We start from the raw sequence: 24,929 nt of genomic DNA, 5'->3' as shown, positions 1-24,929 counted from the left end.
CTCACTGGAGAGTCCTGCCCCAGGTTCGAAGAGTGGGAGTACGTCCCAAGGTATCCTAAGTAGCTTAGTATGTGATGCGGGTCATGTGCGAGACATCACCGATTACTCGGGTGGGTTTAAGTCTTGTAGGAGTCGGCAGGGCAATCGGTGTTGCCAGCAATCGACTGCCGTAGACTCGGCGAGTGCACATACCGCCGCCTGCTCGGCTCGCTCTCCTCGTTGCCCTACTGGCGGCCGCGGCGGGTTCCCTGCTGTTGTGGAGTCCGCAACGGCTCCTTTCGCAGGGCTTCACCTCTGCGGCCCCGGGGATCTGGGCGGCGCCCGCTTTCGTCGTTGTTTTCGCGCTCGCCACCCTCGCCTTCTTCCCGAAGCCGGTGCTCAACGCCGCCGCAGGGGTCCTGTTCGGGATCCCCGAAGGCCTGGTGCTGGCGGTCGCTGGGACCACTCTCGGCGCGGTGCTGGCCTTCGGTCTTGGACGAAGCCTGGGCCGGGACGCGCTTAGGCCGATGTTGAAGAGGAAGGCCCTCGCTGCCCTCGACCGGCGGCTTACCGATCAAGGCTTTCGCAGCGTGCTGCTCCTCCGCATCGTGCCCGGCGTTCCCTTCCAGGCGATCAACCTGGCTGCGGCCTTTTCGGGAGTCCGCCTCTGGCCCTTCGTCGCCGCGACGGCACTCGGTGTGCTGCCCGGGACGACCGCATACGTGATCGCCGGAGCGTCCGCCTCCTCGCCGACCTCTCCTGCCTTCCTTCTCTCGACGGCAGCGATGATCGCCATGACGTTGCTCACGCTCGTGTCGATGAGGCGAGCCCGGCGCACGATGGTCCCGTCGGGCGCCGGCGAGCCTGTTTGACCGCCCGGAGCAGGTCCACGTCCGCGAGGGCACTCATTGAATCCATACCCCCGCCCGGTATCATCACTACCTCAGCCGAGACGGTCGACGGAGTAGGCGATGGAGCGACAGCGGAGGACCGCCGCCTGGTGCGGTCGACTTCTACTGTCCGCTGCGCTGCTCGTCGGCCTGGTCACGATGCACGTGCTCGGTCATCCCGCCGAGCACGCTTCGTCCCGCACACCTGACCGGCTCGCTACGGTCGCCTTCACCGTGGTCACCGTCGATGGCGAGCATCGGACGACTGCCGACGCGGCTCCCGCCAAGGGCGGCCACACGCCCCTGCCGGGGCTGGACACCGCCCTCGTCTGCCTGGCCCTGCTCACCGCGTGCACGGTGGTCTTCCGTGTCTCCCCCTCCAGCAGATATCGGCTCTCGGGACTCCTGCTCGCCGGGCTCGCGCGGCTCCTGCGCGCACTTTGGCCGATGCCGCCGCCAGTCAGCCGTAGTACTTTCCTCGCCCGATTGTCGTTGTTGCGTATATAGGCCCGCAGGCCGCTCCGCCAGGAGCGGCATCGCGCTCCTCTTTCCCGCATCGACATCGTTACGAGGTTCCTCAGTCATGACCCAACCCACCCGTCGCACTGTCTTGGGCGCCGGACTCGCCGTTGCCGGCACCGGCCTGCTGACCGCTTGTTCCGGCTCCATGGGCGGTATGAACCACTCCTCGGCCGGCGACGCCGTGTCGTCCGCCGAAAACTATGTGACCCCGGACGGCAAGGAGGTCACCGCCACCGAAGCGCTTCGCAAGCCCGGCCCGGAACGGAAGGTGAAGCTCACCGCCGTGGAGACTCCACTCGACCTGGGTGGCCGTACGGTCAGGTCCTGGGCGTTCGGAGACCGGCTGCCGGGCCAGGAGGTCCGGATCACGGCCGGCGACACCCTCGCCCTCACCCTCGCCAACAACCTGCCCGAGGCCACCTCCATCCACTGGCACGGCCTGGCGATGCGCAACGACATGGACGGCGTGCCCGGTCTGACCCAGCGCCCGGTCAAGGCAGGGGCTTCCTTCGACTACCGGTTCGCGGTCCCGCACCCGGGCACGTACTGGTTCCACCCGCACTCCGGTGTCCAGCAGGACCGCGGCCTCTACGCCCCCCTGATCGTCGAGGACCCCAAGGAGCCGCTGAAGTACGACAAGGAATGGGTCATCGTCCTCGACGACTGGGTCGACGGCGTCGACGGCAGTACCCCGGACGCCGTCCTCGCCGAACTCAGCAACGGCATGGGCGGGATGGACATGGGTGACTCCGGCGGCATGGGGGGACACGACATGTCGAACATGTCGATGAGCACCACGGCAACCCCCGCCCCGAAGCCGTCCAGCCCGTCGCGCATGATGATGGGAGCGACGAGCGACCTTCTCGGCGGCGACGCGGGCGACGTCGCTTATCCGCACTACCTGATCAACGGCCGCACCCCGGAGGATCCCCAGACCTTCCAGGCCAAGCCGGGTGACCGCCTCAGGCTGCGCATCATCAACGCCGGTGGTGACACGGCGTTCCGGATCGCCCTTGGCGGTCACAAGCTGACGGTCACCCACACTGACGGTTTTCCCGTCGAGCAGACGGAAGCGGACGCCCTGCTGGTGGGTATGGGTGAACGCTACGACGTCCTCGTCACCGCCGGGGACGGCGTCTTCCCTCTCACCGCGCTGGCCGAGGGCAAGAACCGCACGGCGCTCGCCCTCCTTCGCACCGGTGGCGGAGCAGCGCCGCAGGCGTCCGTACGCCCGAAAGAACTGGACGCCAAAGTGCTCCAGGCCGGTCAGCTTCGGGCCGCAGAGTCAGTCCGACTGGACTCCCGCAGGCCGGACCGCACGATCGAGCTCAAGCTCACGGGGACGATGGAGAAGTACGACTGGGCCATCAACGGCAAGAAGTACGACCCGGCTCAGCGATATCCGGTCCGCTCGCGCGAGCGCGTGCGGCTGTCGTTCGTCAACGGCACCAAGATGTGGCACCCCATGCATCTGCACGGCCACACCTTTGCGCTGGGCAACGGCGGCGCACGCAAGGACACCGCCATCGTTCTGCCCGGCAAGACCCTCGACGTCGACTTCGACGCCGACAACCCGGGTTTGTGGATGATCCACTGCCACAACGTCTACCACGCGGAATCCGGGATGATGACGGCTCTCGGGTACCTGAGGTAGACGCACGAGACTGTGCGGCGCGTGGCGCTGCTCGGTCGCTACGCATGAGGTGAGCAAGTGAGGGGTGGGGTTGCCGCTACTGCGCGGCAACTCCACTTTGGCCTCATCGGCAGCTGCAACTCTCGTCGCCGGAGGTCTGCGGCCTCTGCCAACGTCAGCCGTGTCCCGGGTCAGCCGACGGTGAGTGTCGCCGTCATGCGCGGGTGGAGCGAGCAGAAGAAGGGGTAGCTGCCGGGCTTAGACGGGGCCGTGAAGGTGGCTGACTGGCCGCCTTCGATGTTGCCAGTGTCGAAGGCGCTGCCTTCCTTGGCGGTCACTGTGTGCGGGGCAGAGTCGAAGTTCGACACGGTGATCTTTTCACCAGGGCGCACCTTCAGGTCGGCCGGCATGAAGTTGAAGCCTTTGATGGTGATCCGTGCTTCCGTGCCTTGGGGCGTCGCGGATGACGTGCTGGTTGGACCCGGTGTTGTGTTGGCGCCGTTGCCGTTGCCGTTGCCCGTGCAGGCGACCAGCGCGAGCAATGCGCACATGGCGCTGAGTGCCGCTCCTCGGGCACGGCCCATGGTTCGGCGGGACGTAGCAGTCGGCATGGGGCTTACCCTCCGGAAGAAGCCTGATTATGGCGATCAGTGGCTGGGGTCACTGTCGGTACAGAGTTCCGACTCAGGATGGCCCTGGTATCCGCTATACCCAGATTTGCCTGCCCCGGGGGCGCCCGTTTCATCAAGTACCGCCATTCGCCTCGTCAGCTCACCTGAAGGCGTGGCGCCGCCTCGGCGGGCGGCAGATGTCCGTGCTGAGACTCTCTCGACAGGCGGTTCCGATGATGGGACGGCGCAGGCATCCCGCACCGCAGTCACCAACACCGCGCTGGCCGACTGGAGAATGGGGGCGTGCCCAGACGTGAGCGGCCCGAGCCGCAAACCGACACCCGACTTGATCCCTACCGCCGCGCTGCGGCTCGCGTCTTGGACGGTGACGAGGTGGTCGGTGTTCTGGTGATCCGCGTGACCACGTGGTGGTGGCAGGCGGGGCCGTTCTGGCGCAGGCGCTGGGTGGATGCGAGGGAGCTTCCCGAGTGGGCTCTGATGAGCGTCGGCCCGACGGAGGCAGTTCCCGATTTTGACGACGGCATCATTCCTGCTGAAGCTCTGGACCAGGAACTCCGGGACTGGTCCGTAGGCGTCTTCGAGCTACGGGGCCGGTATTTCAAGCTGGATTGGCTCGACGAGGCCGAGGCCGATGCACTGCATGGCAAGCATGGCTGGACCGACCTCTGACTGCCGGTGAGCCGTATAACGTCCTGTGGCCGTGGGCGAGGCCGCTCATCCGCCGCTGGTAGTCGGCCGTACCGATCTGGCCGTGCAGCAGCAGGCCGACGCACCAGCGCTCGGCGTTCGCCAGGGCTGCGCGCCGTCCCCGCAAACGTGCCAGAGGAGGGAGACGGCTCTCGTTCGGCGTGATCAGCCGAGCTATCTCGTACATCAATGCCAGGAAGATCAGCGCGCCGATCAACGCTGCTACCAGGGCCGCCATGATCATCACCCCAGTCGGCGTCCCGCGAGGGGGCGGGGCGCCGTGCGAGTACCGGAACCTCACTGCTCATTGTTCCAGGTGGTCTGGGCGCAGGCACGTCCCTAGCTAGGTGGCGATGGGACCGTCGAGAACAGCCAGGACCGGGCCCCCGGCCAGGCCGAGACCGATGGAGACGGCGGTGGCCGTATATGCGGCTCCGCGCGCCCCGCGGTCACCGCCGCGGAGCTTGTCCCCCGTGCCGCGTGACAGGGCGGGCATGATCCAACGCAGGTAGTAGAAGAGCGAGGCGACGGTGTTCACGGCGGCCAGCACGGCGAGCCAGGCGTAGTCGCCGTCGAAGGCGGCGCTGAACGCTTCGAGCTTGCCGACGAAGACCGCGGTGGGCGGGGTGCCGACGAGGCCCAGCAGACAGATGACGAGACTGACGGCCAGCAGCGGGCGCTGCCGGGCCAGGCCTCGGTAATCGTCGATGCTCAGGGCCCGGGGGAGGGCGCAGACCACGGCGAAGGCGCCGAGATTGGTGACGGCGTACGCGGCCGCGTAGAACAGCAGCGCTTCCTGGGCGAGGTCCGAGCGTCCCGCCATGGCCACCGGCATCAGCAGGTAGCCGACCTGGCTGATCGTCGAGTAGGCCAGCAGGCGTTTGACGTCCTGCTGGAAGAAGGCGGCCAGATTGCCGAGGCTCATGGATACGGCGGCGATCACAGAGATCAGCGCGGGCCACGGGAGCGTACTGCCCGACAGGACGACATCGCCGAGACGGAAGAGGGCCGCCAGGGCGCCGATTTTCGGCAGCGTGGTGAGCAGCGCGGCGACGGGAGGGCTGGTTCCCTGCACCGCGTCCGGCACCCAGAAGTGGGCCGGCGCGGCTCCGGCCTTGAACAGGATCCCGGCGAGGAGCCCGATGGTTCCGGTGGCGACGAGTACTTCGGGCGCGTCGCGAAGGGCGGTGCCGAGGGCCGGGTAGGCGGTGGCACGTCCGGTCGCATACAGGATGGTGATTCCGGTCAGCATGAGGACGCCGAGCAGGGCGCCGATCACGTAGTACTTGAGCGCCGCCTCCGTGCCGGGGCCGTCCTTGCGGAACCCGGCGAGGGTATAGGCGGGGATGCTTGCGAGGAGATACCCGGCGGCGAGCAGAAGCAGGTCCTGTGCCCCGGCCAGAACGAGGGAGCCGAGGGCCGTGAGCTGGATCAGGACGAAGAACTCGCTCTCCCGGGGGTGCGCGTGCAGCGGGCTCGCGCCGAGGGCGAGTACCAGCACGGTGCCGCCGATGATCACGATCCGGGACGTGCTGGTGACCGGGTCGACGGCGTACGCGTCGCCGAAGGCGGTCAGGGTCGGACCGCTCGCCGCCACAGCGGCGGCGGTGATCCCGCCGGCGCAGGCGACAACTGCCAGTGCGCCGACGATCCACTGCCGGTTCCGGGGCAGCCAGGCACCGAGCAGCAGTCCGAGGACGGCCGAGGCCGCGAGCAGGAGCTCGGGGAGGATGGCGAGAGGGTTCTCGTTCATGTCGGTCATCGGGCGAGCAGCTCCAGCACAGCCTGGGAGGCCGGCTCGATGACGTCGAGCAGGAAGCGCGGGGCCACGCCGAGGATCACGGCCAGGACCAGCAGCGGAACGATCGCGGCGCTCTCATGCAGGCGGATGTCGGGGAACGTGCGAGGAGTGCCCGGCGCGTCGGGCAGTCGCAGGGGACCCATGAAGATCCGTTGCAGCGCGCGGAGGAACAGCGCGGCCGTGATCACGATGCCCAGGACGCAGAGTGCGGTGGCCACAGGCCGTGGACCGAGGCTTCCCGTGAAGATCTGGAACTCCGCGATGAAGCCGGAGAACCCCGGCAGACCCAGCGAGGCGAACGCGGCCAAGCCGGTCATGGCGGCGAAGACGGGTGCGGCGACGGCGATCCCGGAGTAGGCGCCCATGTCGTGCGTGCGGCCGCGGTCGTACAGAACACCGGCGAGCAGGAACAGCGCGCCGGTGATCAGTCCGTGGCTGACCATCTGGGTGACCGATCCGGTGATCGCGAGTGACCGGGCTTGTGCGGGCCCCTGCGCGGTCGCGGCGGCAGCGCCGATCGCGAGGATGATGTACCCCATGTGGTTGACGGAGGTGTACGCGACCATGCGCTTGAAGTCCGTCTGGGCGAGGGCGACCAGTGCTCCGTGGAGGACCGAGACGACCCCGATGACGACGAGCACCAGGGCGTAACGCCGCCACGCGTCCGGGAGCATGGGCATGGCGATGCGCAGGAACCCGTACGTGCCCATCTTCAGGAGGACTCCGGCGAGGATCGCGGAGCCGGCGGCGGGCGCCTCGGTGTGCGCGGGCGGCAGCCAGGTGTGGAAGGGCACCGTCGGGGTTTTCACGGCCAGCCCGACGACGATGGCGAGGAGGACCAGGCCGCCGTATAGGGACCGGCCCGCGAGCGGGTTCTGCTTCGTCAGCTCGACCATGTCGAAGGTGTGCGGGGAGGCGGCCAGGTACAGGCCGATGAAGCCGAGTAGCAGAGCGAGTGAGCCGATGAAGGTGTAGAGGAAGAACTTCAGCGCCGCGCGGGCCGCGTCCCGGTGGCCCCATCCCACGATGACGAAGTACATCGCCACGATGGACAGGTCGAAGAAGACGAAGAACAGGATCAGGTCGAGGGCGACGAAGAGCCCGAGACAGGTGGTCTGCAGGAAGAGGAAGAGCGCGGCGAACTCGCGGATCCGGCGGGTCTCCCGCAGTGAGTAGAGGGCGCACGCGAGGAAGAGCACGCAGGTCATCGCGAGCAGCGGCAAGGACAGTCCGTCGACGCCTACGTGGTAGCCCACACCGGCGTTGGGAATCCACCGTGTGCGTACCTCGTACTGCATGCCGCCGCCCGAGCGGTAGCCGATCCACAGGGCGATGACCAGGGCGAGTTCCGCCGCGGTCGCGGCCACCCAGAGGGTACGGAACACCGTCTGCGGGGTGCGGGCCGGTAGACCGAGGAGCAGCAGCGCGGCAGCGGTCGGCGCGAAGACGAGGACGGTGAGCAAGCGGTCACCTCACGAGGACGAGCACGATGGCGAGGACGGTAAAGCCGGTGACGGCCTGGGCGAGGTACTGGTGCAGCTGACCGGTCTGCGGTCGTCGGGCCCAGCGGCCGAGTGCCCGAGCCGCGTCCGCGACAGCGCCGACGCCGCCGTCGACCGCCCGCTCCAGGACGCTGTTCGTCCAGCGAGCGAGGTGCAGGCCGCCCTTGGCGGTATCGCTGACGCTTCTGTCGACGGCCCGTTCCACGGTGCTGTCAGTCCAGCGTGCGAAGTGGAGGGCGCCTTTGGCCGTAGCGCTGACACCTCGGTCGAGAATCCGGTCGTCGAAGGTGGCCGCGGTACGGGCGGTCCACATGACGGGCGACACGACAAGGGCGTGGGCGGCACGCTCCAAGCCCAGCCAGTCCCGGCATGCTGCCTTAACCCGGGGCGGCAGCGGAAGTCGGCGGGACCCCCAGGCCCAGGCGGCCCCGGCCGCTGCTAGGGCAAGAGCGCCGGAAACCGCCAGCTCCCAGGCGTGCGGTGCTGGTCGAGCCGGGGCGCCGAGGACGCGTCCGATCGCGTCGATCACGGGAGGGAAGGCCAGGGGTGTCAGGGCAACGCAGGCGACGGCGAGCACGGCCAGCGGCGGCACCACGCCGCTGGGAACCGGACGAACGTCATCGCGGCGTGAGGTCGGATGCCATACGTACCACAGGAGCTTGGTGCTGTAGACGGCGGACAGCACGGCAGCGGCCAGCCCGGCGGCATACAGCCACGGATCACGGGCAAGGGCGGCGGCGAGCAGCACGTCCTTCGCGGCCCACAAGGACAGGGGAGGCAACCCGGCCAGCGATACGGCGCCCACCGTGCAGATCACTCCCACCGCCCGGTGATAGCGAGCGGCTCCGCGCAGCGAGGGGAGCCGTTGGGTTCCCCATGCCGCAAGCCAGACACCCGCCACGAGGAACAGCAGGCTCTTCGCGGCGGCGTGCGCGACGAGTTGCAGCGTTCCTCCGGCGGTGGCACCGACTCCGGCAGCGAGCACCATGAAGCCGATCTGGGCGCAGGTGGACGCGGCGAGCAACTGCTTGAGATCGATCTGGGCCACCGCGACGAGACCGAGGCCGATGGCCGTGGCCGCCCCTGTCCAGGCCACGACATCGCTGCCCCATCCCGAGACATCCAACAGTGTCCCGGTCCGCAGCAGCAGGTACGCGCCGGCCACGACCATGGCTGCGGAGTGCAGCAGCGCGGAGACCGGGCTGGGTCCCTGCATCGCCCGCGAAAGCCAGAAGCTGAAGGGGAGTTGAGCGGATTTGCCGAAGGCCGCAGCGATGACGCCCGCGGTGATGAGGGACAGCCAGGGGTCACCGACCCGAGCGAGGCCGTCGAGGGTGAGAGCGCCGCCCTGGCCGCTCGCGAAGGCCGCACCCGCGGCCAGATAGAGGCCGATGTCGGCGGTGCGCGTGGTCAGGAACGCGGTATTGGCGGCAGCGGTACGCTCCGGCTCCCGCCACCAGTAGCCGATCAGTGCCCAGGAGGTCGCCCCCATCACCTCCCAGCCCATGAGCAGAACCGGAAGGGTGACGGCGGTGACGGTGACCAGCATGCTCCCGGCGAAAAGGAGCATCAGCCCGAAGAAACGGGCGCGCGCCTCGTCGGCCCCGAACTCGGCCGCGCTGTAGAGCAGAACAGCCAGCGTGACCGCGGTGACGGTGACCACCAACACCCCGGACAGCCCGTCCACCGCCAGTCGTACCGGAAGCTGTTCAAGCAGGGGCGCCTCGACGGCCGGTTGCCGCAGCGCCGTTGCCACCGCCAGGCCGAGGGCGGCAACGCCGACGCCGACCGCTACGCCTGGCGCAGTCCGGTCCGCGGCCCGTCCGGTCAGTGCGAGCAGCGCACCCGCGGCCAACGGCAGGGCGATGAGCGCCCACAGCAGAACGCTCACTCCTTCAGCTCCGCCGCCATGTCCGTCATGTCGATCTCACGGGACCGGAAGAGGGCGGTGACCACGGCGAACCCCGTCGCCATCTCCAGGGCCATCGCCGTGATGGCGACGACCACGAGCACCTGCCCCTCGGCCGCGGCCGGAGCGATGTAACGCCAGGCGGAAGCGGCCGCGAGGATCACTCCGCCGAGCATCAGTTCCAGGCCCATCATCAGCATCACGATCGACTGCTGCGTCAGCGCGCCGAACAGGCCGACGCAGAACAACGCGGAGGCGAGGAGAAGGAACAGTTCGAGGTTCACCGGCCGACGCCGCCCCGTACCGGATCGGAGGCCTGCGGCGCCCGCAGATCGTCGCCGAAGCGGTCGTAGCGCCCGCGCCGGGTGGCCAGTACCACTGTGGCGACGATGGTGGCGAACAAGGCCATGCCCAGGACCATCATCGTGAGCATCTGGGGCCCCATCAGGGACATCCCGAGGTCCATGGTCGGGTCAGCCGGGGCCTTGCCCTGCCTGGCGGGCCAGGGTGCCAGCAGGACTCCGGCAGCCAGCAGAACAAACGCGATACCGCAGATGACGGCCGCGCCCTTCTTGTTGTGCATCATCGTCATCGGCATGAGCCCGGCCGGATTCATCATGAACATCACCATGAAGACGGCCATGATGGCCATCTCGATGGTCATCATCAGCACGGTGACGATGCCCAGGTAGTCGAGGCCGAGCAGAAGCATCTCCCCACCCACGCACAGCAGCGAGGTCAGCAGCGAGAACGTCGCGCGCGCCATGGAATCGAACCGGAAGACCATGACACCGCTGACCACCGCCAGGGCGGCCAGCAGTCCGAAAGCCACGTCATTCATGGTGCGGGGCACCTCCGTCCTGTCATCGGTTCAGCACGACCACGGCCACCACCAGGGCCTGGGCCACCGCCAGCGGCGTCAGCACGACCCACGCCAGCTCCACATAGCGCTCCATCCGTACGGTCGGAACTCTCCGCCGAGCCCACACCAGGAAGGCCAGCACAACGGCCGTCTTCACCAGCGTCCAGGCCCAGCCGGGCAGCAGCGGGCCGTGACCGCCGCCCAGGAAGAGCGGCACGCTGAACGCGGCCGCCACCACGAACAACAGCCAGCGCCCGCTCAGAAACACAATCCGGTCCACGCCCGACAGCTCGGCCGCCGCTCCTCCTGCCACATCGCGTCCGGCCGGCTGGTCGAACGGGCCCCAGAAGGACATCGCGAGCGCGCTCAGCAGGTAGATCCCGAACGCCGCCGGCATCCACACCGCGAACCACAACCCGGCCTGGGCGTCCACCACATCGCCTACCCGCAGAGACTCAGCGCCCAGCGCAGCGGTGGTGATCGCCAGCATGTGCGGCAGCTCGTACGCCAGCCCCTGAGCCAGAAACCGATAGCCGCCGATCAGCGAAAGCGTCGAGTTGGGGCCCCATCCGGTCAGCCATACCGCCGCCCAGGCAAGCGCCTCCATCGCGTTGAACCAGACGATCCCCTCCGGTAGATCGCTCACCGACCGGAAACCGAGCGGTAGGACGACCGCGGCCAGGACGGCCGCCACCGGAAGCAGCGTGCTCCCAAACCGAGTCAGCGGAACATCGGCCGCACGCGTGCGGCGGGGCTGCTGTACGAGCAGTCGTAGCGCTTCGCGGCCCGGCCCTGCCGCCCGAGTTCCCGCCCCGAGCACGGCGTCGAAGGAGGCGACAGCCCAGGCCGCACCGGCCAGGACCGCCGGCAGGGCGAGCACGGCCCACGGCGGAGCAGGATCAGTCATCGGCCGGCCCCTGCGCGTGCGGAGTCGCCCAGGTGAACTCATCGAGGTCGGGATCGAGGCTCGCGACGATGAGCCGCGCACAGGCGAACTCAGCACCCTCCAACAGGCCCGGGAGCACATCCAGCAGCCCCTGCGACGGGAGGTTCGCACCGTCGGTTCTTCCCCGAGGACCGGTCACGTCGGCTGCGCCGAGCGTGCCGGGGGCATCGCAGTCGCCCGCGCTGCGCTCGATCTCGTCGAGCCAGACGAGCATCCTGCAGTGCACGTCCCCGTCGGCCACCAGCGCAGGACCTGTCACGCCGAGGTGGTGTGCATGCTCGCTGGGCAGTACGCCGAGCCCTGACGTCAGCCACCGCAACGTTCGCGAACGCCGGATGCGGCGGATCAAGGGGACTACGGACGAAGCGAGTTCGGTGGCTGCCACACCGGCCAGCGCCCGATCGCGCACGTGCCGCGCTTGGGCTGCCGCGTCGTCCCAGCCGGCCACGGCGAGGAACCGGCCGAGGCTGTCCAGATGAGCCGCACACAGCCGCCGCGCCGCATCGCCGCGGGCTACGCGCTCGCCGGCGGATGCGCGCAGCCAGGGCTCGTTCCAGAAGGGCGGACGGGAAGTGGTGGGGGCGGCGATCCGTTCGACGGCGGCTTGCTGCACGACATCGCCTTGGAGCTCCAGCCGCAGGACGAGCCCTGCCGGCCAGTCGGCCAGCACCGGCCCGAGAGGTACATGCAGCCGGTCGAGCCGAAGGCCGTCGCGGTCATCCGCCCGTGCCGCCATGGGCAGCCCGGCGACAGCCCCCATGTCGTGGTCGCCGTGCATACCGTGCGCGGCGTGACCGTTGTGGCCTTCGTGTGACGCGTGTCCGTCGTGCCCGCCATGCTGATGTGCTCCCGCGGAGCTGCCGTTGGCGTGCTCACTGCCGTGCGAGTCGTGGTCGTCGTGTGCATGCCGGCCGGATTCCGGGGCGGGATCCGGGCTTTCCTGATGGTCATGATGTCCGCGGTGGCGGTCGCTGCCGTCGGTCTCCTCGTGATGGCCGAGGCGGTGCTGGTGCACTCCGTTGAACAGGTCGGCGACCCCCCGATCGAGGGCCTCGACGGCCCGGTCCACCGCCGAGGCGGTCACGCGAGCCTTGGGCGCCGGAATTCCGAGCCACAGTCGCTCGACCCAGTCATCCTCTGCGGCCGTGGGCTCGCCTACACAGACGAGTAGATTCGCGGAGGCAGGCCCTGCGGCACAGGGCCAGCCCCGGCGCACCAACTCCGCCTCGACGAACAACCGCTCCCGAGTGGCCCCCGGACGCACCGCCAACAGGACACCCGGCCGAGCCGTGGCCGCCCGGAGGAGCCGGCCTTTCAACTCCACCGGAACGCCCCCTCACGCCAGGCGTAACCCACACCGGCGAGGAGCACTCCGAGGAAGAGGAACATCTCGATGACCGCACTGGTGCCAACCGCGGAGACGACCTTCGTCCACGGATACATGAAGAGCATTTCCATGTCGAAGGCGAGAAAGACCATCGTCACGGGATACCAGCGCACGTGGAATCGCGAGAGCGGGTGCTCCCGCGGCTCGAGCCCTCCGCTGAACGGGCCGGTGAACAGGGGTTCACGGACGGCGCGCGCCGCGATGGCGGCAGCGTGGAGCAGGGCGATCGCGGCAAGGACCAGCACAAGCAGGAGGAAGACCGGCTGCCAGTCGGAGGTTTGCATGCGAGCCCCTTCCCGGCGGTCGGGTCTCAGCACGACCACCGGGACGCAGCATCTCAGCCGACTCCCTCGGACGGAGCGCGCAACACCATGGAGACCGGGACAATTCCCTCTGCCGTTACGGTGAGGCTCCCGGTCGCCAGGTCACCTTCCGACCGCTTGCTTCTGTGGGGGCTCGGTCTCGGCCCCGTCCTCCGACACGTCCTCCACCCCCGGGTGTCGACGCGCCGAGATCACGAGATACGCGACGGCACCCACCAAGACCACGACCGACGTCCAGTTGTTCAGCCGGAACCCGAGGAAGCTGTGGGCTTCATCGATCCGCAGGTACTCGATCCAGAAGCGCCCGACGCTGTACGCCGCCGCATAGAGGGCGAAGGTCCTGCCGTGTCCAAGGGCCCACCTGCGGCTCGCCCAGATCAGCAGTACCGCCACGCCCACGTTCCACAGCGATTCGTAGAGGAAAGTGGGGTGGTACGTCGCCAGATCGATGGTCTCGGACGGCCGCTTGTCCGGGTCGATCTCCAGGCCCCAGGGGAGTGTGGTGGGCCTGCCGTAAAGCTCTTGGTTGAACCAGTTGCCCCACCGGCCGATCGCCTGGGCCAGCGCGACTCCGGGCGCGACGGTGTCCGCGAAGGCAAGGAATGACACGCCCTGCCGTCGGCAGCCGATCCACGCACCGACGCCACCCAGCGCGATCGCCCCCCAGATGCCCAGACCGCCCTCCCAGATGTAGAGCGCGCGGATCGGATCGCCGCCCGCGCCGAAGTACGCCTCCGGGCTGGTGATTACGTGGTAGAGCCGTCCGCCGACCAGGCCGAAGGGCACGGCCCACATGGCGATGTCGCCGATCGTCTCCTTGTACCCGCCCCGCGCCGCCCAGCGTCGGCTGCTGAGCCATAGGGCGACGAAAATGCCGAGGATGATGCAGAAGGCGTAAGCCCTCAGTGGAATGGGTCCCAGGTTGACGACGCCGGTCGACGGGCTGGGCAAAAAGGCGAGGTCCATTTCTGCACTATACGAGATTCAGCTAAGTAGATTAGTAAGACGTTGGTCACGCTTGAGGTCCGCCGCCGGCGGATTCGCCCGCGCCCTTCGCCGTAGCCGCAGCAGGGTCGCGAGGCCCGCGAGGGCCGGTGCGCCCAGCAGAAGCTCCGGCCACGCGCCGAGCCGTGTGGCCAAGGTGTTCCCCTCGGCGAGCGGAAGCCTCTCGACCAGGTAACCACCGCGCCAGGTGCCCAGCCGGTCGCTGACCCTCCCGTCCGGTGTGACGAGGGCGCTGACACCGCTCGTGGATGCCAGCGCGACCGAACGTCCGTATTCGATCGCACGGATCCGGGCCATGGCGAGCTGCTGCTCGGATTGGCCGGCCTGCACGCCGCGCTCGTACGTGGCGTTGTTGGTCTGGACGACCAGAAGGTTGGCTCCCGCCAGGACGGTGTCGCGGACCCGCCCGTCGTAGGCGATCTCGTAGCAGATCACATCGCCGAGCCGCACCGGGCCCGCGATCAAAGGCGCCTGCGAGGACCCGGCGGCGAAGTCCCGGGGGATGAGCTGCAGCGCGCCGAACCCGCCGAGCAGCGACCGTGCCGGGATGTACTCGCCGAACGGGACGAGCTGGCGTTTGGCGTACGAAGCGACCGGTCCCTGCTCAGGCAGCCACAGCTGTCCCGCGTTGTACGACTGGCCGCCCGGCCCGTCCAGGATGGCGCCGATCAGCAGCGGACGGTCCAGCTGCCGCACGGAATCCGCCACCAGGGCGCCCAGCTCCAGGTCTCGCTGGGGATCGCTGTCCAGGGAGTTCTCGGGCCACAGCACCACGTCGGGACTGGGAACCTCACCTCGGCGGACGGCGTCGGCCAGCTCCTGGGTCTGCCGGGCATGGTTCTGTGCCACCCCTCGGACACGCGCTTGCTCGGCCAGCGAGCGCTCGCGTTCGACATTGCCCTGCACGACGGCCACCACCGCGCTCCGCCCCGACGGCTTCGCGGCAGGGATCAGCAGCGGTGCGACCACCAGTGCGACCACACCGCACGACGCGACCGCACTCGACCGTCGGTGACCGCCCCGCCAGGACGTCACGCCGTACACCAGCAGCGATCCCAGCAGCGCCGTGACGAAGGAGAGCGCGGCGGCGCCACCGACCGAGGCCCACTCGCCCCACGGCGCATCCGCCTGGCCGAAGGCGAGCCTGCCCCACGGGAAACCGCCGAGTGGGGCACGCCCCCGAAGCGCCTCGACCGCGACCCACCAAGCAGCGGCGAACAACGGCCACCCCCGCAGAGAGAGCAGCCGAGGCAGGAGCATCGCGGCGAGGGCCACGAGCAAGGTCTGGACCGCGGTCAGCGCGAGCCACGGCAGCACGCCGAGATTGGAGAGCCAGACGATCAGCGGACCGAAGAAGGCCGTTCCGAAGACTGCGCCGACCGCGAATGCCGACCGGCAGGACCTGCCCCGGATCGCGACGATCAGTAGCGCCGGCCCGAGCGGTGCGAGGAACCACAGGCCGACGGGCGGGAACGAGGCGTAGAGGAGGAGGCCGCCGAGCGCCGCCGCTGCCCAGGTGCTCAGGGTCATGCGAGGCGGTCGTGCATGGCGCTCGCTGCTGCTCACGAAGGAAAGGGGCAGCTGGCGGCCGTACGAAGTCGGCGGATCAGCGCGAAGAGTAGGAGGCCGACCGAGGCCACGGCGAGCAGCGGCTGAAGCGGCGCCCAGTACGAGAGCGCACCGGTCACTCCGACGGCAAGGACAACCAGCTTGTTGCAGATGGGGCAGCCGACCGCGAACGCCGACAGCAGGCCGGCGCCCAGGGCGCGGGCCGTCGCCGGACGCTCCTTCGTCTCCGCCTCGATGGATGACTGCTCGCCGGCGCGGACGTACGTGGCGACGAGCAGACCCTCGAGGAGGGAGCTGACCAGCCACACCGGATAGTTCCACCACAGCACCGGCGTCATGCGCGTGTAGAACGGCGAAGCCACCACACCGGTGGGGACTCCGATGACAAGGGCGGCGAGCACGGCGACCGCAGCCGCGACGGCCCATCTACGGGCGGGCCAGCTGCCCATGTGTGGCTCCTTCGAGGGGAGCCGCCGACCGGTTGAGCTGGACGGGGGAGCCTGCTCATCATTTCCGGCCGACGGCTGACCAGATAGTAAATTACGAAGTTGTTTAGTAGCAATGGTGTCGAATGTCACCGGGGCGACGTGGAGCGGGGGAGTGGCTGACGATGGCGCAGGTCGGGGCCGCATGCTGCTCGACCGGAGCGGGCAACGGCCAAGAGGATCGCCGCCGCCAGGCCGTACAGGGCGATGGAGGCGGCGTGTCCGCCTTTGAGGTCGGCTGCCGACGGATGCGCTACGAGAGAGCGCTGCCCTTCTGCCAGGTGGCCCAGTCGACGTTCCAGTCGCCGTAGCCGTTGTTGACGGCCACCGTGTCCACCGAGTTCACCACCGTCACAGGGTCACCGGGATTGACCTGGTCGAAGAACCACTTGGCGTCCTCGGTGCTCATGCCGATGCAGCCGTGGCTGGCGTTGACGCGGCCGAACTTGCCCTCGTTCCACGGGGCCGCGTGCGCGTACGTGCCCGACGGAGTGAGCTGAACGTCCCACTTCACGTCCTCCATGTCGTACGCCTCGGGCCCGAAGATGCCGACCGTGGCGGAGTTCATCCGGATGGACGGGACCTTGCTCAGGACGACCATGGTGCCGTTCCAGGTCTCGAAGTCCTTCTTGCCGGTGGAGACGTTCAGCGTCCTGAGCACCTTGCCGTTCTTGGCGACGGTCATGGTCTTCTTCTCGACATCGACCGTGCTGGTCACCGCGTCGCCGATGCGGAAGTTCACCTCACGCTGCTGCGTGCCGTACAAGCCGCCGCCGGCGTCGACTCCGGCAAGGTCCATGCGCAGGGTGACGTCGGTTCCGGGCTTCCAGTACTCCTTCGGCCGGTAGTCGACACGATCCTTCCCGTCGCGGTCCTTCATCCAGCTCCACGATCCGTCGACAGCCGGCGACGCGGTGACCGCCAGCTTGCGCTCGACGGCCGCCTTGTCCTGAATGGGCTTGTTGAAGGTGATCGAGACGGGCATCGCGACGCCCACGGTCGAGCCCTTGTCGACGTTGTACGTGCCGACGAAAGTGTTCGCAGCCGCTTGCGTGGTGAAGGAAGCGGTCTTGGTCAGCTTGGCCCCGCCGTTACCCGCGCCCTGTGCTGTCACTGTGTACTCGGCGCCGGGGGCGAGGGGGCTCGAGGAAGTCCAAATGGACTTGTCCGGGGACAAGCTGCCCGCGACCGTGCCGTGGCCGGGTGAGCTCACCTCCACGGACGTCAGGGAGCCCCCTTCGGCCTTGACGGTGATCTTCTGCGACACGGGCACCGGGGTTTCGCCGGAGCCGGTGTCCACGACTATCGCGGAAGGGCCACTGTTCTTGGCGTCCTCGACGGCAGTTGTGCTGGAGCCGCTCTTGTTCTGTCCGGCCGCGCTGCACCCGGCCAGGGCAAGGCCGACGGCCGCGGTGAGCGCGAGCGATCGTACGCCCCTACGGCCCCTTGGCGGACTCTGCTGCATGACGTCTTGTCTCCATTCCTAATAAGCTAAGTGTCTTAGTAGACGACTGCCGGCGCGACCTGGTTCCCGGTCTCCAGGAGTGGCCGGACAGGTGAACGCCGCGGTCGCTTCGGGGGCTGGCGCCCCCTCGGTCGGTCAGTGAGCGTGACCGTCGTCCGCCTCGGCTGTCCCACCCTGACTCGGGGCAGCGGGATCCTTCGGGGCCGTAGATCCTCCGGGGGATGCGGGGGATTCGTTTTCTGTGCCGTGCTCGTCAGGCTCTTCGGCGCCTCCGCCGTGGCTGTGGCCGCCTCCGGACGTCTCGGCGGCCATCCCGTCGGCAATCACGTTCAGGCCGAAGTAGGCACCTGCCGCGATGAGCAATACGGCAAGCCCCATGGGGCCGAAGATCCGACGCCAGGAGGCGTCCGCGTCCTTGAGCACGAAGGCCACGAAGGAAACCACTATGCCCAGTGGGACGAGTGCGGCACCTCGGGCAGGGAAGTCGTCGAAGTGCTGCAGGCCGCCGCTGAGCATGCCGATGCCGAACGACAGCAGGAGCGAGGCGCCGATCACCATGAGCGCCCGTGGCAGGGCGGGCCGGTCGCTGGCGAGCAGGAATTCGTTGACCAATGTGGCGAGCAAGAAGACGAAGACACCGATGACGCCCACGACCGTGTATCTGGCCGGGTCCAGCGGGTGGTGGACGACAGCCCCGCTGATGAGACCGGCGCCGACGAAGTACAGCACGTACCCGATGTAGCGGCCGGCCAGGGGAGGAGTGCGGCGGGCGCGATGCGACCGGGCCCGCTGCCTTGCGGCGGCACGGCCTCCGGACGCGGGCTGAGGCGCGAGGCGCGGAGTCGGCTGGTCGGTGAGGAGCGACAAGACGAGGCCTTTCATGATCTGAGGCATGGGCAAGTGACCCGCGAGCCCGGACGGGGGCGCGTAGGTGCGAGCCGGTACGAGAAGGAAGGGAATCCGCCGACGGAGCTGCCGCTGGAGCGTGCAGCGAGCGAACGTCTCAGGGGGCCTTGGCAGGCCGACCGGACGTGGCGGGGAAGGGGCGAAGGTGGGGGGAGGCTGTGAGCGGGCTAAACGCGCAGGATCGCTGGCGCGCCACTCGGGCCGCCGGGCTGCACGGCCATGGCGGAGCCTGCGAGAGAGCCCGCTGCCTGGTGATTCGGGAGAGTTACTCCGAGAGGCGACACGGCCGGCGCGGACACATTGAAGCCGCCGGTCGGCTGACCAGCCGCGCAGACCTCAATGGTGTGCGGAGACTCGTGGCTGCCGTCGTGGCATTCGTCGGTGGTCGGCCAGCCCGTAGCGCTGGTGGGGGCAGCGGCGACGACGCCTGAGGAGAGATGCGCGGCGGCACTTCCGCTGTCCATGCCGTGGGTGTACAGCAGCCCGAGGAGCAGCGCTCCGAGCCACAGCAGACGGGACAGCTGCGGCACCCGGGAGCGGGTGGCCGGCAGGGCTGCGACCGTCGGTTTCGTGACCACGCCGTGATGATAGCCAACCCGGAAGTGGCGCTGACACCGGGGCCCGGTTTTCTTGTCCCGTCGCGCGCCCGCGCAAGGCGGTGGCCTGGTGGAGGACGGCGCAACTGTGTGCCCTTGGGGTACACAGTTGCGTCGTCAAGACGTGGTGGAGGCCGCTCCTCGACGATCGAGGAGCGGCCTCAGGATCCTGCTGGCGGCGAGGGCGTCAGTGGTACGCGTGGACGACAGCGTGGCCCTTGCCGCGGCCGATCATCCACTTGTTCACGGGGGTGGTGATCAGGAAGGCGACGGCGAAGCCGCCCAGGAGCGCGGTCCAGAACAGTGCGTCGGACAGATGGGCGTCCATGGCGCCGGGAGTCAGGGCGATGATGCCGTTGTCGACGAGTTCCATCACCGCGATGGAGACGGTGTCGGCGGCGAGTGCGACCTTCAGGGCGGTCTTGAAGTCCAGCCCGGCCTTGCGCACCGCCAACAGGGTGAAGGAGTAGCCGAAGACGAACGCGAGCGTGATCGCCAGGACCATGGTCGCCACGTTGCTCCACATCAGAGCAGTGCCGATGACCATGCCGAGGATCTCGCCGATGGCACATCCGGTCAGGCAGTGCAGCGTCGCCTTGGCGGCAGCTCCCCAGGTCACTGTTCCCATGGAGTGCCCGCCATGACCCTCGTGAGCGTGATGTGCGGCGTGGTCGTGCGCGCCGGTGTGGGCCTGGTGTGCGGAGTGGTCGTGAGCGGCGTCGTGATGTGTGCTGTGATCCATGGCCTTCATCCCCCATCGGCGTCCACTGTGTGACCGGCTTCCCCGCGGCCCTCACTGTGGACAATATACCCCCAGGGGGTATATGTCGAGGCGATTGGCGTGAGACCTCCTGCGGAAAATGAGCCCGGGGGCTGGCAGTGCTGGCACATGTTCCTGAAGTTCACTGCCTCTCGCGCTCCTCGTCTCCGCCATCGCGTCGCACTGCTTGATCATCAGGGGGCGGACGTGGTCCCGCTCGGGCTTTGGGGCTTTTCGTCAAGTTGCCCGCTGCTGGCGTCATCGTCTGGCCCGCGTGGAGCGCGCCAGGCCCGGCAAGGTGTTCCCCTCATCCGCGCCGACGGCAACGATCCCGCCGCCACACGCTCTGGCGCCTGAACCGAACAGGGCGGGTCCCGCCGGATAGACCCGGCGGGACCCGCCCTGTTCGGTTCGCAGGCTGTGCGTGAAGTGACGGCGACGCCCTGACCGCGGTCAGTTGGCGGCCTTTTGGCGGGACTCGGTCTCGCCCTGGGTCGGTACGGATGCCGCCGGGGTGTCGGCCGGATGCGGCTTGCCCCGCATGAGGGCGAGGGTGGCCAGTGCGCCGGTGACGGCGATGCCGGCGGCGGCGAGGAAGGCTGCGCTGAACCCGTCGGTGAGGGCGGGCAAGTTCCCGAGGGCTCCCGCACCCTGGGAGGTGGCCAGTGCCGTGAGCGCGGCCAGGCCGAGGGCGGAGCCGACCTGGTAGGTGGTGTTGACGATGCCGGAGGCGAGGCCGGCCTGTTCCTGCGGGGCGGCGGACATGGCCGCCATCAGGGTGGGGATGTAGGCGAGCGCCATGCCGAGGGCTGCCACCAGTGAGGCGGGCAGGACGTCCACCACGAAGGATCCCGTCGGGCTAGCGGCCGACAGCCACACCAGGCCGGCGGCCAGGACCAGCAGGCCGCCCGTGATCAGCGGCTTGGGGCCGAAGCGGCCGAGCAGGCGGGCGCTGGCGGTGGTCATGAAGAGCATCAGCAGGCCGGTCATCGGCAGCAGGGCTGCACCGGAGGCGAAGGCGCCGTAGCCCAGGACCTGCTGGAGGTAGAGGTTGAGGAAGTACCACATGGGGATCCAGGCGGCGCCGAGCAGTGCCATCGCCAGGTTGGAGACGCCGAGGCCGGGGGTGCGCCAGATGGCGAGCGGCATCAGGGGCGACTTCGCGGACCGCTGGATGAGGAGGAACGCGACCAGCAGGGCGGCCCCTGCGATCAACTGAAGGACCGTCTGCGCTGTTCCCCAGCCGGTCTCGGGGGCGCGGACGACGGTGAAGACGGTGAGCGCGAGGCCCGCGGTAACTGCCGCCGCTCCCAGGACGTCCACGCCACCGCCGCGGCGGGCGGCGACGGCCGGCAGCAGCCCGGTGGCGAGCAGGGTGGCGATGCCGATGGGCACGTAGATGATGAACACCCACGGCCAGCTGGCCCATTCGGTGAACACCCCGCCGAGGAAGACACCCGCCGTGCCGCCGGCCGGAGCCGCGGCGCCGTACAGGGCCAGGGCCTTGCCCAGCTCCTTCGGGCTGTGACCGAAGAGCATCATCAGCAGGGTCATCGAGGCGGGTGCGATCAGCGCGCCGCCCACGCCCTGTACCGCGCGGCCGGCGACCTCCACCCACGCGCTCTGGGCGGCCGCGGCGACGACGGAGCCCGCGATCAGGATGCCCCAGCCAGTCACAAAGACCTTTCGGGCGCCGAGGAGGTCGGAGAGGCGGCCGCCGAGCAGGAGCAGTCCGCCGAAGGCGATGACGTAGGCGTTGAACACCCACTGCAGATCTCCCTGGGAGAACCCCAGGTCGCGCTGCATCTCTGGCAGGGCGACGCCGATGATCGACGTGTCCATGATGACCATGAACTGTGCGGCGGCGAGCACGGCGAGTGCCCACCAGCGGCGTGGATTGACGGTTGGCATGACCGCTCCCCAAAGCGAAGTCTTATACCCCCGGGGGGTATCTCGATGGCGGGAACGTTATACCCCCCTCCGGTATTTCCTTCAAGGGGGTCGAAGAAACTCGGCCCGGCCTCACGGCTGCCGAAGGGGCCGCTTACGATGTCCGCTGTGGCCAAGCAGACGAAGCAAGCGGGCGACGCCTTCGGGCTGCGCTCTCGCCTGCTTCTCGTCCTGGCCGTCCTCACCGGACTCATGGCCATGCACGGCCTGGGCCCGGACGCGGTCCCCATGGCCGCCCCTGCCTCGGCATCGCACCACGCCACCGCTTCGGAGCACGCGCGGGCTGCCCATGGCGGCCCGCTGGCCGCCTCTGAGGCCCATGGCGGATGCCTCCATGCCAGCGACCCCGCACCAGGCGGTGGACATGCCGAGCATGCAGACGCCACCTGCGCGGCCACGGGAACCAGCGGCGCTCCGCTGATCCCGGCACCTGCCCTCGCGGCCGGTGCGGTCCATGCCGCGGCACCCGTCCGTCACGGGGTTCCCGGCACGACAGCCTGTGAACGCGCGCCACCGTCACTGAGCGAACTGCAACTCCTGCGCATCTAGGGCAGCCCCGGCATGGCCCCGGCCCCGTAGGGGCGTGGTGGCCTGCCCCTGAGCAGCGCCCTTTCTTGCACGCTCTCTTGGGCGTGCCCTGAGTGCAGGAGAAGCACGACCATGACTGCCAAGCGCGCCCTGATTCGCCGCACCACCGCAGTGGCTGCGGCCGCGACCGCAGCCCTCGTCCTCGCCGCCTGTGGCGGCAACAACGACAACGGCTCCGCACACAACGGCCATGACGCTGGTGCCACGGCGACCGCCACAGGGTCTGGCCCCGCACAACAGGGCGAGAACAATGCCGCGGACACCGCCTTCGCGAAGGGGATGATCCCCCATCACCGGCAGGCCATCGAGATGGCCGACCTCGCGCCGACGCGCGCTGAGTCGCCCGAGATCAAGAGGCTCGCCGACGAAATCAAGAAGGCCCAGGACCCGGAGATCAAGACCCTGTCCGGCTGGCTGACCGCCTGGCGCGAGCAGGTTCCCGCCGAGGGAGCGATGGATCACTCAGCGCACGGCACGGGCGGCATGATGACGCCCGAGGAGATGGACAACCTGAAGAAGGCATCCGGCAAGGCGTTTGACACGGCATTCCTGCAGCTGATGGTCAAGCACCACGAAGGCGCCGTCGCCATGGCCAAGACAGAGCAGGCGGACGGAAAGTACCAGCCCGCCAAGGACATGGCCGGCGCCATCATCACCTCGCAGAGCGCCGAGATTGCCCAGATGAACAAGCTCCTCGGCAAGAGCTGACGCCGCCCGGGTCGATGGGGTGCGGGCGGCCAACCGGCCGCCCGCATCCCATCGGCCGTATGCGCCCAGGCGCCCTTTCCGGTGTTACCCGACCAACTTCTGGACCTCACTTCATGACGACTTGCGTCCCCGTCCTGCGCCTCGTCGCGGCCGCTCTGGCTGCCAGTGCCGTGCTGACCGCGTGCTCCACCGCCGACAACACGCCGGCCCCCGCCGCAGGCGACCCCGACCCGGGCACCGGCCACCTGCACGGACTCGGCGTGGACCCGGCTGATGGTTCCCTGTACGCCGCGGGCCACCTGGGCGTCTTCCGCCTCAGCGGCACCTCCGCCGTGCGTATCGCAGACCGCTACCAGGACACGATGGGCTTCACCGTCACCGGACCACGCACCTTCCTCGCCAGTGGCCACCCCTCACCGGCCGACCCAGCAGCGACTTCCCCGTACCTGGGGTTGATCCGCAGCACCGACGCGGGCATCACCTGGACCACCCTCTCGGCAGGCGGAGAAGCCGACTTCCACTCCCTTCAGCAAGCCGGCGCCACCCTCTACGGCTATGACAGCCGGACCTTCCAGGTGTGGGCCAGCACGGATGGCGGCCGCACCTGGGACCGGCGGGCGAAGCTCCCGGCCGATGACCTCGCAGCCCACGCTGACGCCCCCGACGACCTGTGGGCAGCCGGTCCTGAAGGTCTGATGCACAGCACCGACGGCGGGCGCACCTTCCAACCCGTCACCGGCGCGTCCCGCCTGGTCGCCGTCGAGCGCCCCGAATCCGGCCGACTGGTCGCCCTCGACACCGACGGCGCCCTACTGGCCAGCGGCGACGGCAACACCTGGACCGAACAAGGTCAGTTGCCGAATGCCGCGAAACCTTCCGTGCTGACTGCAGCCAGCCCTACCCACCTGCTGGCTGCTGATACGAACGACACCGTGTACGAGTCGAAGGACGGCGGCCGCAGCTGGACCGTCGTACACCGCCCCGCCCACGCGGTCGCCGGACACTGACCGGCCGCCCCGGCCCCGGGCCTGGCGCCGATCTCGACCTTGGCGCCTTTCACGGCCAGGGCGAGGAAGGTTCGCTGAAGGATGTGGAGGGAGGAGTGGCGACTCCCCCGGACTAGGAGGCGGTGTGGGCTCCGTGAGCGCGCGCACGCAGAAGGCGGAGCGTGGCGGTGCGGTGGTGGGCTGCTGCCTCACCGACCGTCATCCGGCCCGCCCCGACCTCGTCTCCCGCTGCGTGTCCCAGGGCGGTCACAGCGGCGACGAGCCAGGCGGCGGGCGGCTCCGGGTCGAACTCGCCCGCTGCCTGCCCCTTCTCGATCAACCGCGTCAGCCGGGCCATGACGGGCTCGTGCCGCGCGCCGTCCGCCTCCGCGTTCCCCGGGGCGGCGCCGAGCTGGAGCAGCACCGGATGTCCTTCGAACAGTCGCCAGCTGATGTCCTGCAGCCGTAGCAACGCCTCCAGGGCGGGTCCTTCGTCGACTTCCGCATCGTCCATTGCCGCCATGGCCTCTTCCGTGATCCGGTCGGCTACGGCCTCGAGCAGCTCGTCGCGCGTGCCGAAGTGCGCGTAGACGGTCTGGCGGGTGACGCCCGCAGCCGCGGCGATGGCCGCCATGCCGGCATCCGGGCGCTCGGCGAGGAGCCGGATCGCGGCGTCGAGCACTGCGGACCGGCTCCGTTCGGCATCGGCCCGGCGGCGACGCGGCGGGGTCGAAGGGCCGCCCTGGGAGGCCTGAGGGTCAGTCAATTCTTACATCCTTGTCAAAATTAACTCGCTCACATATCTTACAACTATGTAAGCGATCGTAGCGGGGTGTAA

The 24,929-nt window shown here is 69.0% G+C and carries 25 protein-coding genes; 7 read left to right on the top strand and 18 right to left on the bottom strand.

All coding sequences use genetic code 11. From position 1 onward, the window contains the following. Positions 1-182: 182 nt before the first annotated feature. From ACE1OC_RS04395 to ACE1OC_RS04385, 3 genes are all read left to right on the top strand, one after another. Positions 183-851 carry a TVP38/TMEM64 family protein gene (locus ACE1OC_RS04395; RefSeq protein ID WP_266494544.1) on the top strand — a complete coding sequence of 223 codons (669 nt, stop codon included), beginning with the start codon at positions 183-185 and terminating at the stop codon, positions 849-851. 99 nt (positions 852-950) lie between these two features. Next, positions 951-1,376 (top strand): hypothetical protein, encoded by a 426-nt coding sequence (locus ACE1OC_RS04390; protein ID WP_266448344.1) that lies wholly within the window; start codon positions 951-953, stop codon positions 1,374-1,376. Between the two features lie 76 nt (positions 1,377-1,452). Next, positions 1,453-3,045 (top strand): multicopper oxidase family protein, encoded by a 1,593-nt coding sequence (locus ACE1OC_RS04385; RefSeq protein ID WP_407835883.1) that lies wholly within the window; start codon positions 1,453-1,455, stop codon positions 3,043-3,045. Positions 3,046-3,215: 170 nt separating this feature from the next. Here ACE1OC_RS04385 and ACE1OC_RS04380 read toward each other — a convergent pair whose 3' ends face one another. Next, on the bottom strand, positions 3,216-3,575 hold the full coding sequence (locus tag ACE1OC_RS04380; protein WP_407835882.1) for a cupredoxin domain-containing protein: 360 nt from the start codon (positions 3,573-3,575) through the stop codon (positions 3,216-3,218). 363 nt (positions 3,576-3,938) lie between these two features. Between ACE1OC_RS04380 and ACE1OC_RS04375 the strand changes: the two genes are divergently transcribed. Continuing rightward, complete coding sequence (locus ACE1OC_RS04375) at positions 3,939-4,325, top strand: hypothetical protein (RefSeq protein WP_407835881.1); 387 nt, start codon at positions 3,939-3,941, stop codon at positions 4,323-4,325. A gap of 361 nt (positions 4,326-4,686) precedes the next feature. Here the strand turns inward: ACE1OC_RS04375 and ACE1OC_RS04370 are convergent, their stop codons facing one another. From ACE1OC_RS04370 to ACE1OC_RS04295, 16 genes are all read right to left on the bottom strand, one after another. Continuing rightward, positions 4,687-6,105, bottom strand: a complete 1,419-nt coding sequence (locus tag ACE1OC_RS04370; RefSeq protein WP_407835880.1) for an NADH-quinone oxidoreductase subunit N — start codon at positions 6,103-6,105, stop codon at positions 4,687-4,689. Next, entirely contained in the window at positions 6,102-7,607 is a 1,506-nt protein-coding gene (locus ACE1OC_RS04365; protein ID WP_407835879.1) for a complex I subunit 4 family protein, read from the bottom strand. Before ACE1OC_RS04365 ends, ACE1OC_RS04370 begins: the two co-directional genes overlap by 4 nt. A gap of 4 nt (positions 7,608-7,611) precedes the next feature. Then, a complete protein-coding gene (locus tag ACE1OC_RS04360; RefSeq protein WP_407835878.1) occupies positions 7,612-9,537 on the bottom strand; it encodes an NADH-quinone oxidoreductase subunit L in 1,926 nt (641 codons plus the stop codon). Further along, a complete protein-coding gene (locus tag ACE1OC_RS04355) occupies positions 9,534-9,839 on the bottom strand; it encodes an NADH-quinone oxidoreductase subunit NuoK (protein ID WP_266448361.1) in 306 nt (101 codons plus the stop codon). Before ACE1OC_RS04355 ends, ACE1OC_RS04360 begins: the two co-directional genes overlap by 4 nt. Beyond that, on the bottom strand, positions 9,836-10,396 hold the full coding sequence (locus ACE1OC_RS04350; protein WP_407835877.1) for an NADH-quinone oxidoreductase subunit J: 561 nt from the start codon (positions 10,394-10,396) through the stop codon (positions 9,836-9,838). The genes ACE1OC_RS04355 and ACE1OC_RS04350 overlap by 4 nt, the downstream gene beginning before the upstream one ends. A 22-nt stretch (positions 10,397-10,418) precedes the next feature. Beyond that, a complete protein-coding gene (locus ACE1OC_RS04345) occupies positions 10,419-11,324 on the bottom strand; it encodes an NADH-quinone oxidoreductase subunit H (protein WP_407835876.1) in 906 nt (301 codons plus the stop codon). Further along, complete coding sequence (locus ACE1OC_RS04340; RefSeq protein WP_407835875.1) at positions 11,317-12,447, bottom strand: hypothetical protein; 1,131 nt, start codon at positions 12,445-12,447, stop codon at positions 11,317-11,319. The genes ACE1OC_RS04345 and ACE1OC_RS04340 overlap by 8 nt, the downstream gene beginning before the upstream one ends. A 230-nt stretch (positions 12,448-12,677) precedes the next feature. Then, on the bottom strand, positions 12,678-13,034 hold the full coding sequence (locus ACE1OC_RS04335; RefSeq protein WP_266448372.1) for an NADH-quinone oxidoreductase subunit A: 357 nt from the start codon (positions 13,032-13,034) through the stop codon (positions 12,678-12,680). Between the two features lie 141 nt (positions 13,035-13,175). After that, positions 13,176-14,039, bottom strand: coding sequence for a prolipoprotein diacylglyceryl transferase (lgt, locus tag ACE1OC_RS04330; RefSeq protein WP_266448375.1), 864 nt, complete (start codon positions 14,037-14,039; stop codon positions 13,176-13,178). A gap of 18 nt (positions 14,040-14,057) precedes the next feature. After that, entirely contained in the window at positions 14,058-15,608 is a 1,551-nt protein-coding gene (gene lnt / locus ACE1OC_RS04325; RefSeq protein ID WP_407835874.1) for an apolipoprotein N-acyltransferase, read from the bottom strand. Between the two features lie 32 nt (positions 15,609-15,640). Beyond that, positions 15,641-16,096, bottom strand: coding sequence for a hypothetical protein (locus tag ACE1OC_RS04320; protein WP_407835873.1), 456 nt, complete (start codon positions 16,094-16,096; stop codon positions 15,641-15,643). A 289-nt stretch (positions 16,097-16,385) separates the two neighbouring features. Next, entirely contained in the window at positions 16,386-17,597 is a 1,212-nt protein-coding gene (locus ACE1OC_RS04315) for a L,D-transpeptidase (RefSeq protein ID WP_407835872.1), read from the bottom strand. 135 nt (positions 17,598-17,732) lie between these two features. Then, complete coding sequence (locus ACE1OC_RS04310; protein WP_407835871.1) at positions 17,733-18,326, bottom strand: hypothetical protein; 594 nt, start codon at positions 18,324-18,326, stop codon at positions 17,733-17,735. Between the two features lie 344 nt (positions 18,327-18,670). Further along, complete coding sequence (locus ACE1OC_RS04305) at positions 18,671-19,081, bottom strand: hypothetical protein (RefSeq protein WP_407835870.1); 411 nt, start codon at positions 19,079-19,081, stop codon at positions 18,671-18,673. A 205-nt stretch (positions 19,082-19,286) separates the two neighbouring features. Beyond that, entirely contained in the window at positions 19,287-19,841 is a 555-nt protein-coding gene (locus ACE1OC_RS04300) for a DUF4396 domain-containing protein (RefSeq protein ID WP_407835869.1), read from the bottom strand. A gap of 471 nt (positions 19,842-20,312) precedes the next feature. Continuing rightward, positions 20,313-21,770 (bottom strand): MFS transporter, encoded by a 1,458-nt coding sequence (locus ACE1OC_RS04295; protein WP_407835868.1) that lies wholly within the window; start codon positions 21,768-21,770, stop codon positions 20,313-20,315. 147 nt (positions 21,771-21,917) lie between these two features. Between ACE1OC_RS04295 and ACE1OC_RS04290 the strand changes: the two genes are divergently transcribed. The 3 genes from ACE1OC_RS04290 to ACE1OC_RS04280 all read left to right on the top strand — a co-directional run bounded on the left by ACE1OC_RS04290 (position 21,918) and on the right by ACE1OC_RS04280 (position 24,112). Further along, on the top strand, positions 21,918-22,358 hold the full coding sequence (locus tag ACE1OC_RS04290; RefSeq protein WP_407835867.1) for a DUF6153 family protein: 441 nt from the start codon (positions 21,918-21,920) through the stop codon (positions 22,356-22,358). A gap of 111 nt (positions 22,359-22,469) precedes the next feature. After that, positions 22,470-23,105, top strand: a complete 636-nt coding sequence (locus ACE1OC_RS04285) for a DUF305 domain-containing protein (protein ID WP_407835866.1) — start codon at positions 22,470-22,472, stop codon at positions 23,103-23,105. 113 nt (positions 23,106-23,218) lie between these two features. After that, positions 23,219-24,112 carry a F510_1955 family glycosylhydrolase gene (locus ACE1OC_RS04280; protein WP_407835865.1) on the top strand — a complete coding sequence of 298 codons (894 nt, stop codon included), beginning with the start codon at positions 23,219-23,221 and terminating at the stop codon, positions 24,110-24,112. 112 nt (positions 24,113-24,224) lie between these two features. Here the strand turns inward: ACE1OC_RS04280 and ACE1OC_RS04275 are convergent, their stop codons facing one another. Next, complete coding sequence (locus ACE1OC_RS04275) at positions 24,225-24,857, bottom strand: TetR/AcrR family transcriptional regulator (RefSeq protein ID WP_407835864.1); 633 nt, start codon at positions 24,855-24,857, stop codon at positions 24,225-24,227. Positions 24,858-24,929: the final 72 nt, after the last annotated feature.

This window comes from Streptomyces stoeckheimensis, assembly GCF_045822005.1.
In the GTDB taxonomy this organism is placed as follows: domain Bacteria; phylum Actinomycetota; class Actinomycetes; order Streptomycetales; family Streptomycetaceae; genus Streptomyces; species Streptomyces stoeckheimensis.
The sequence above is the reverse complement of the archived record's forward strand: the minus strand, read 5'-3'. Positions and strand labels throughout refer to the sequence as shown.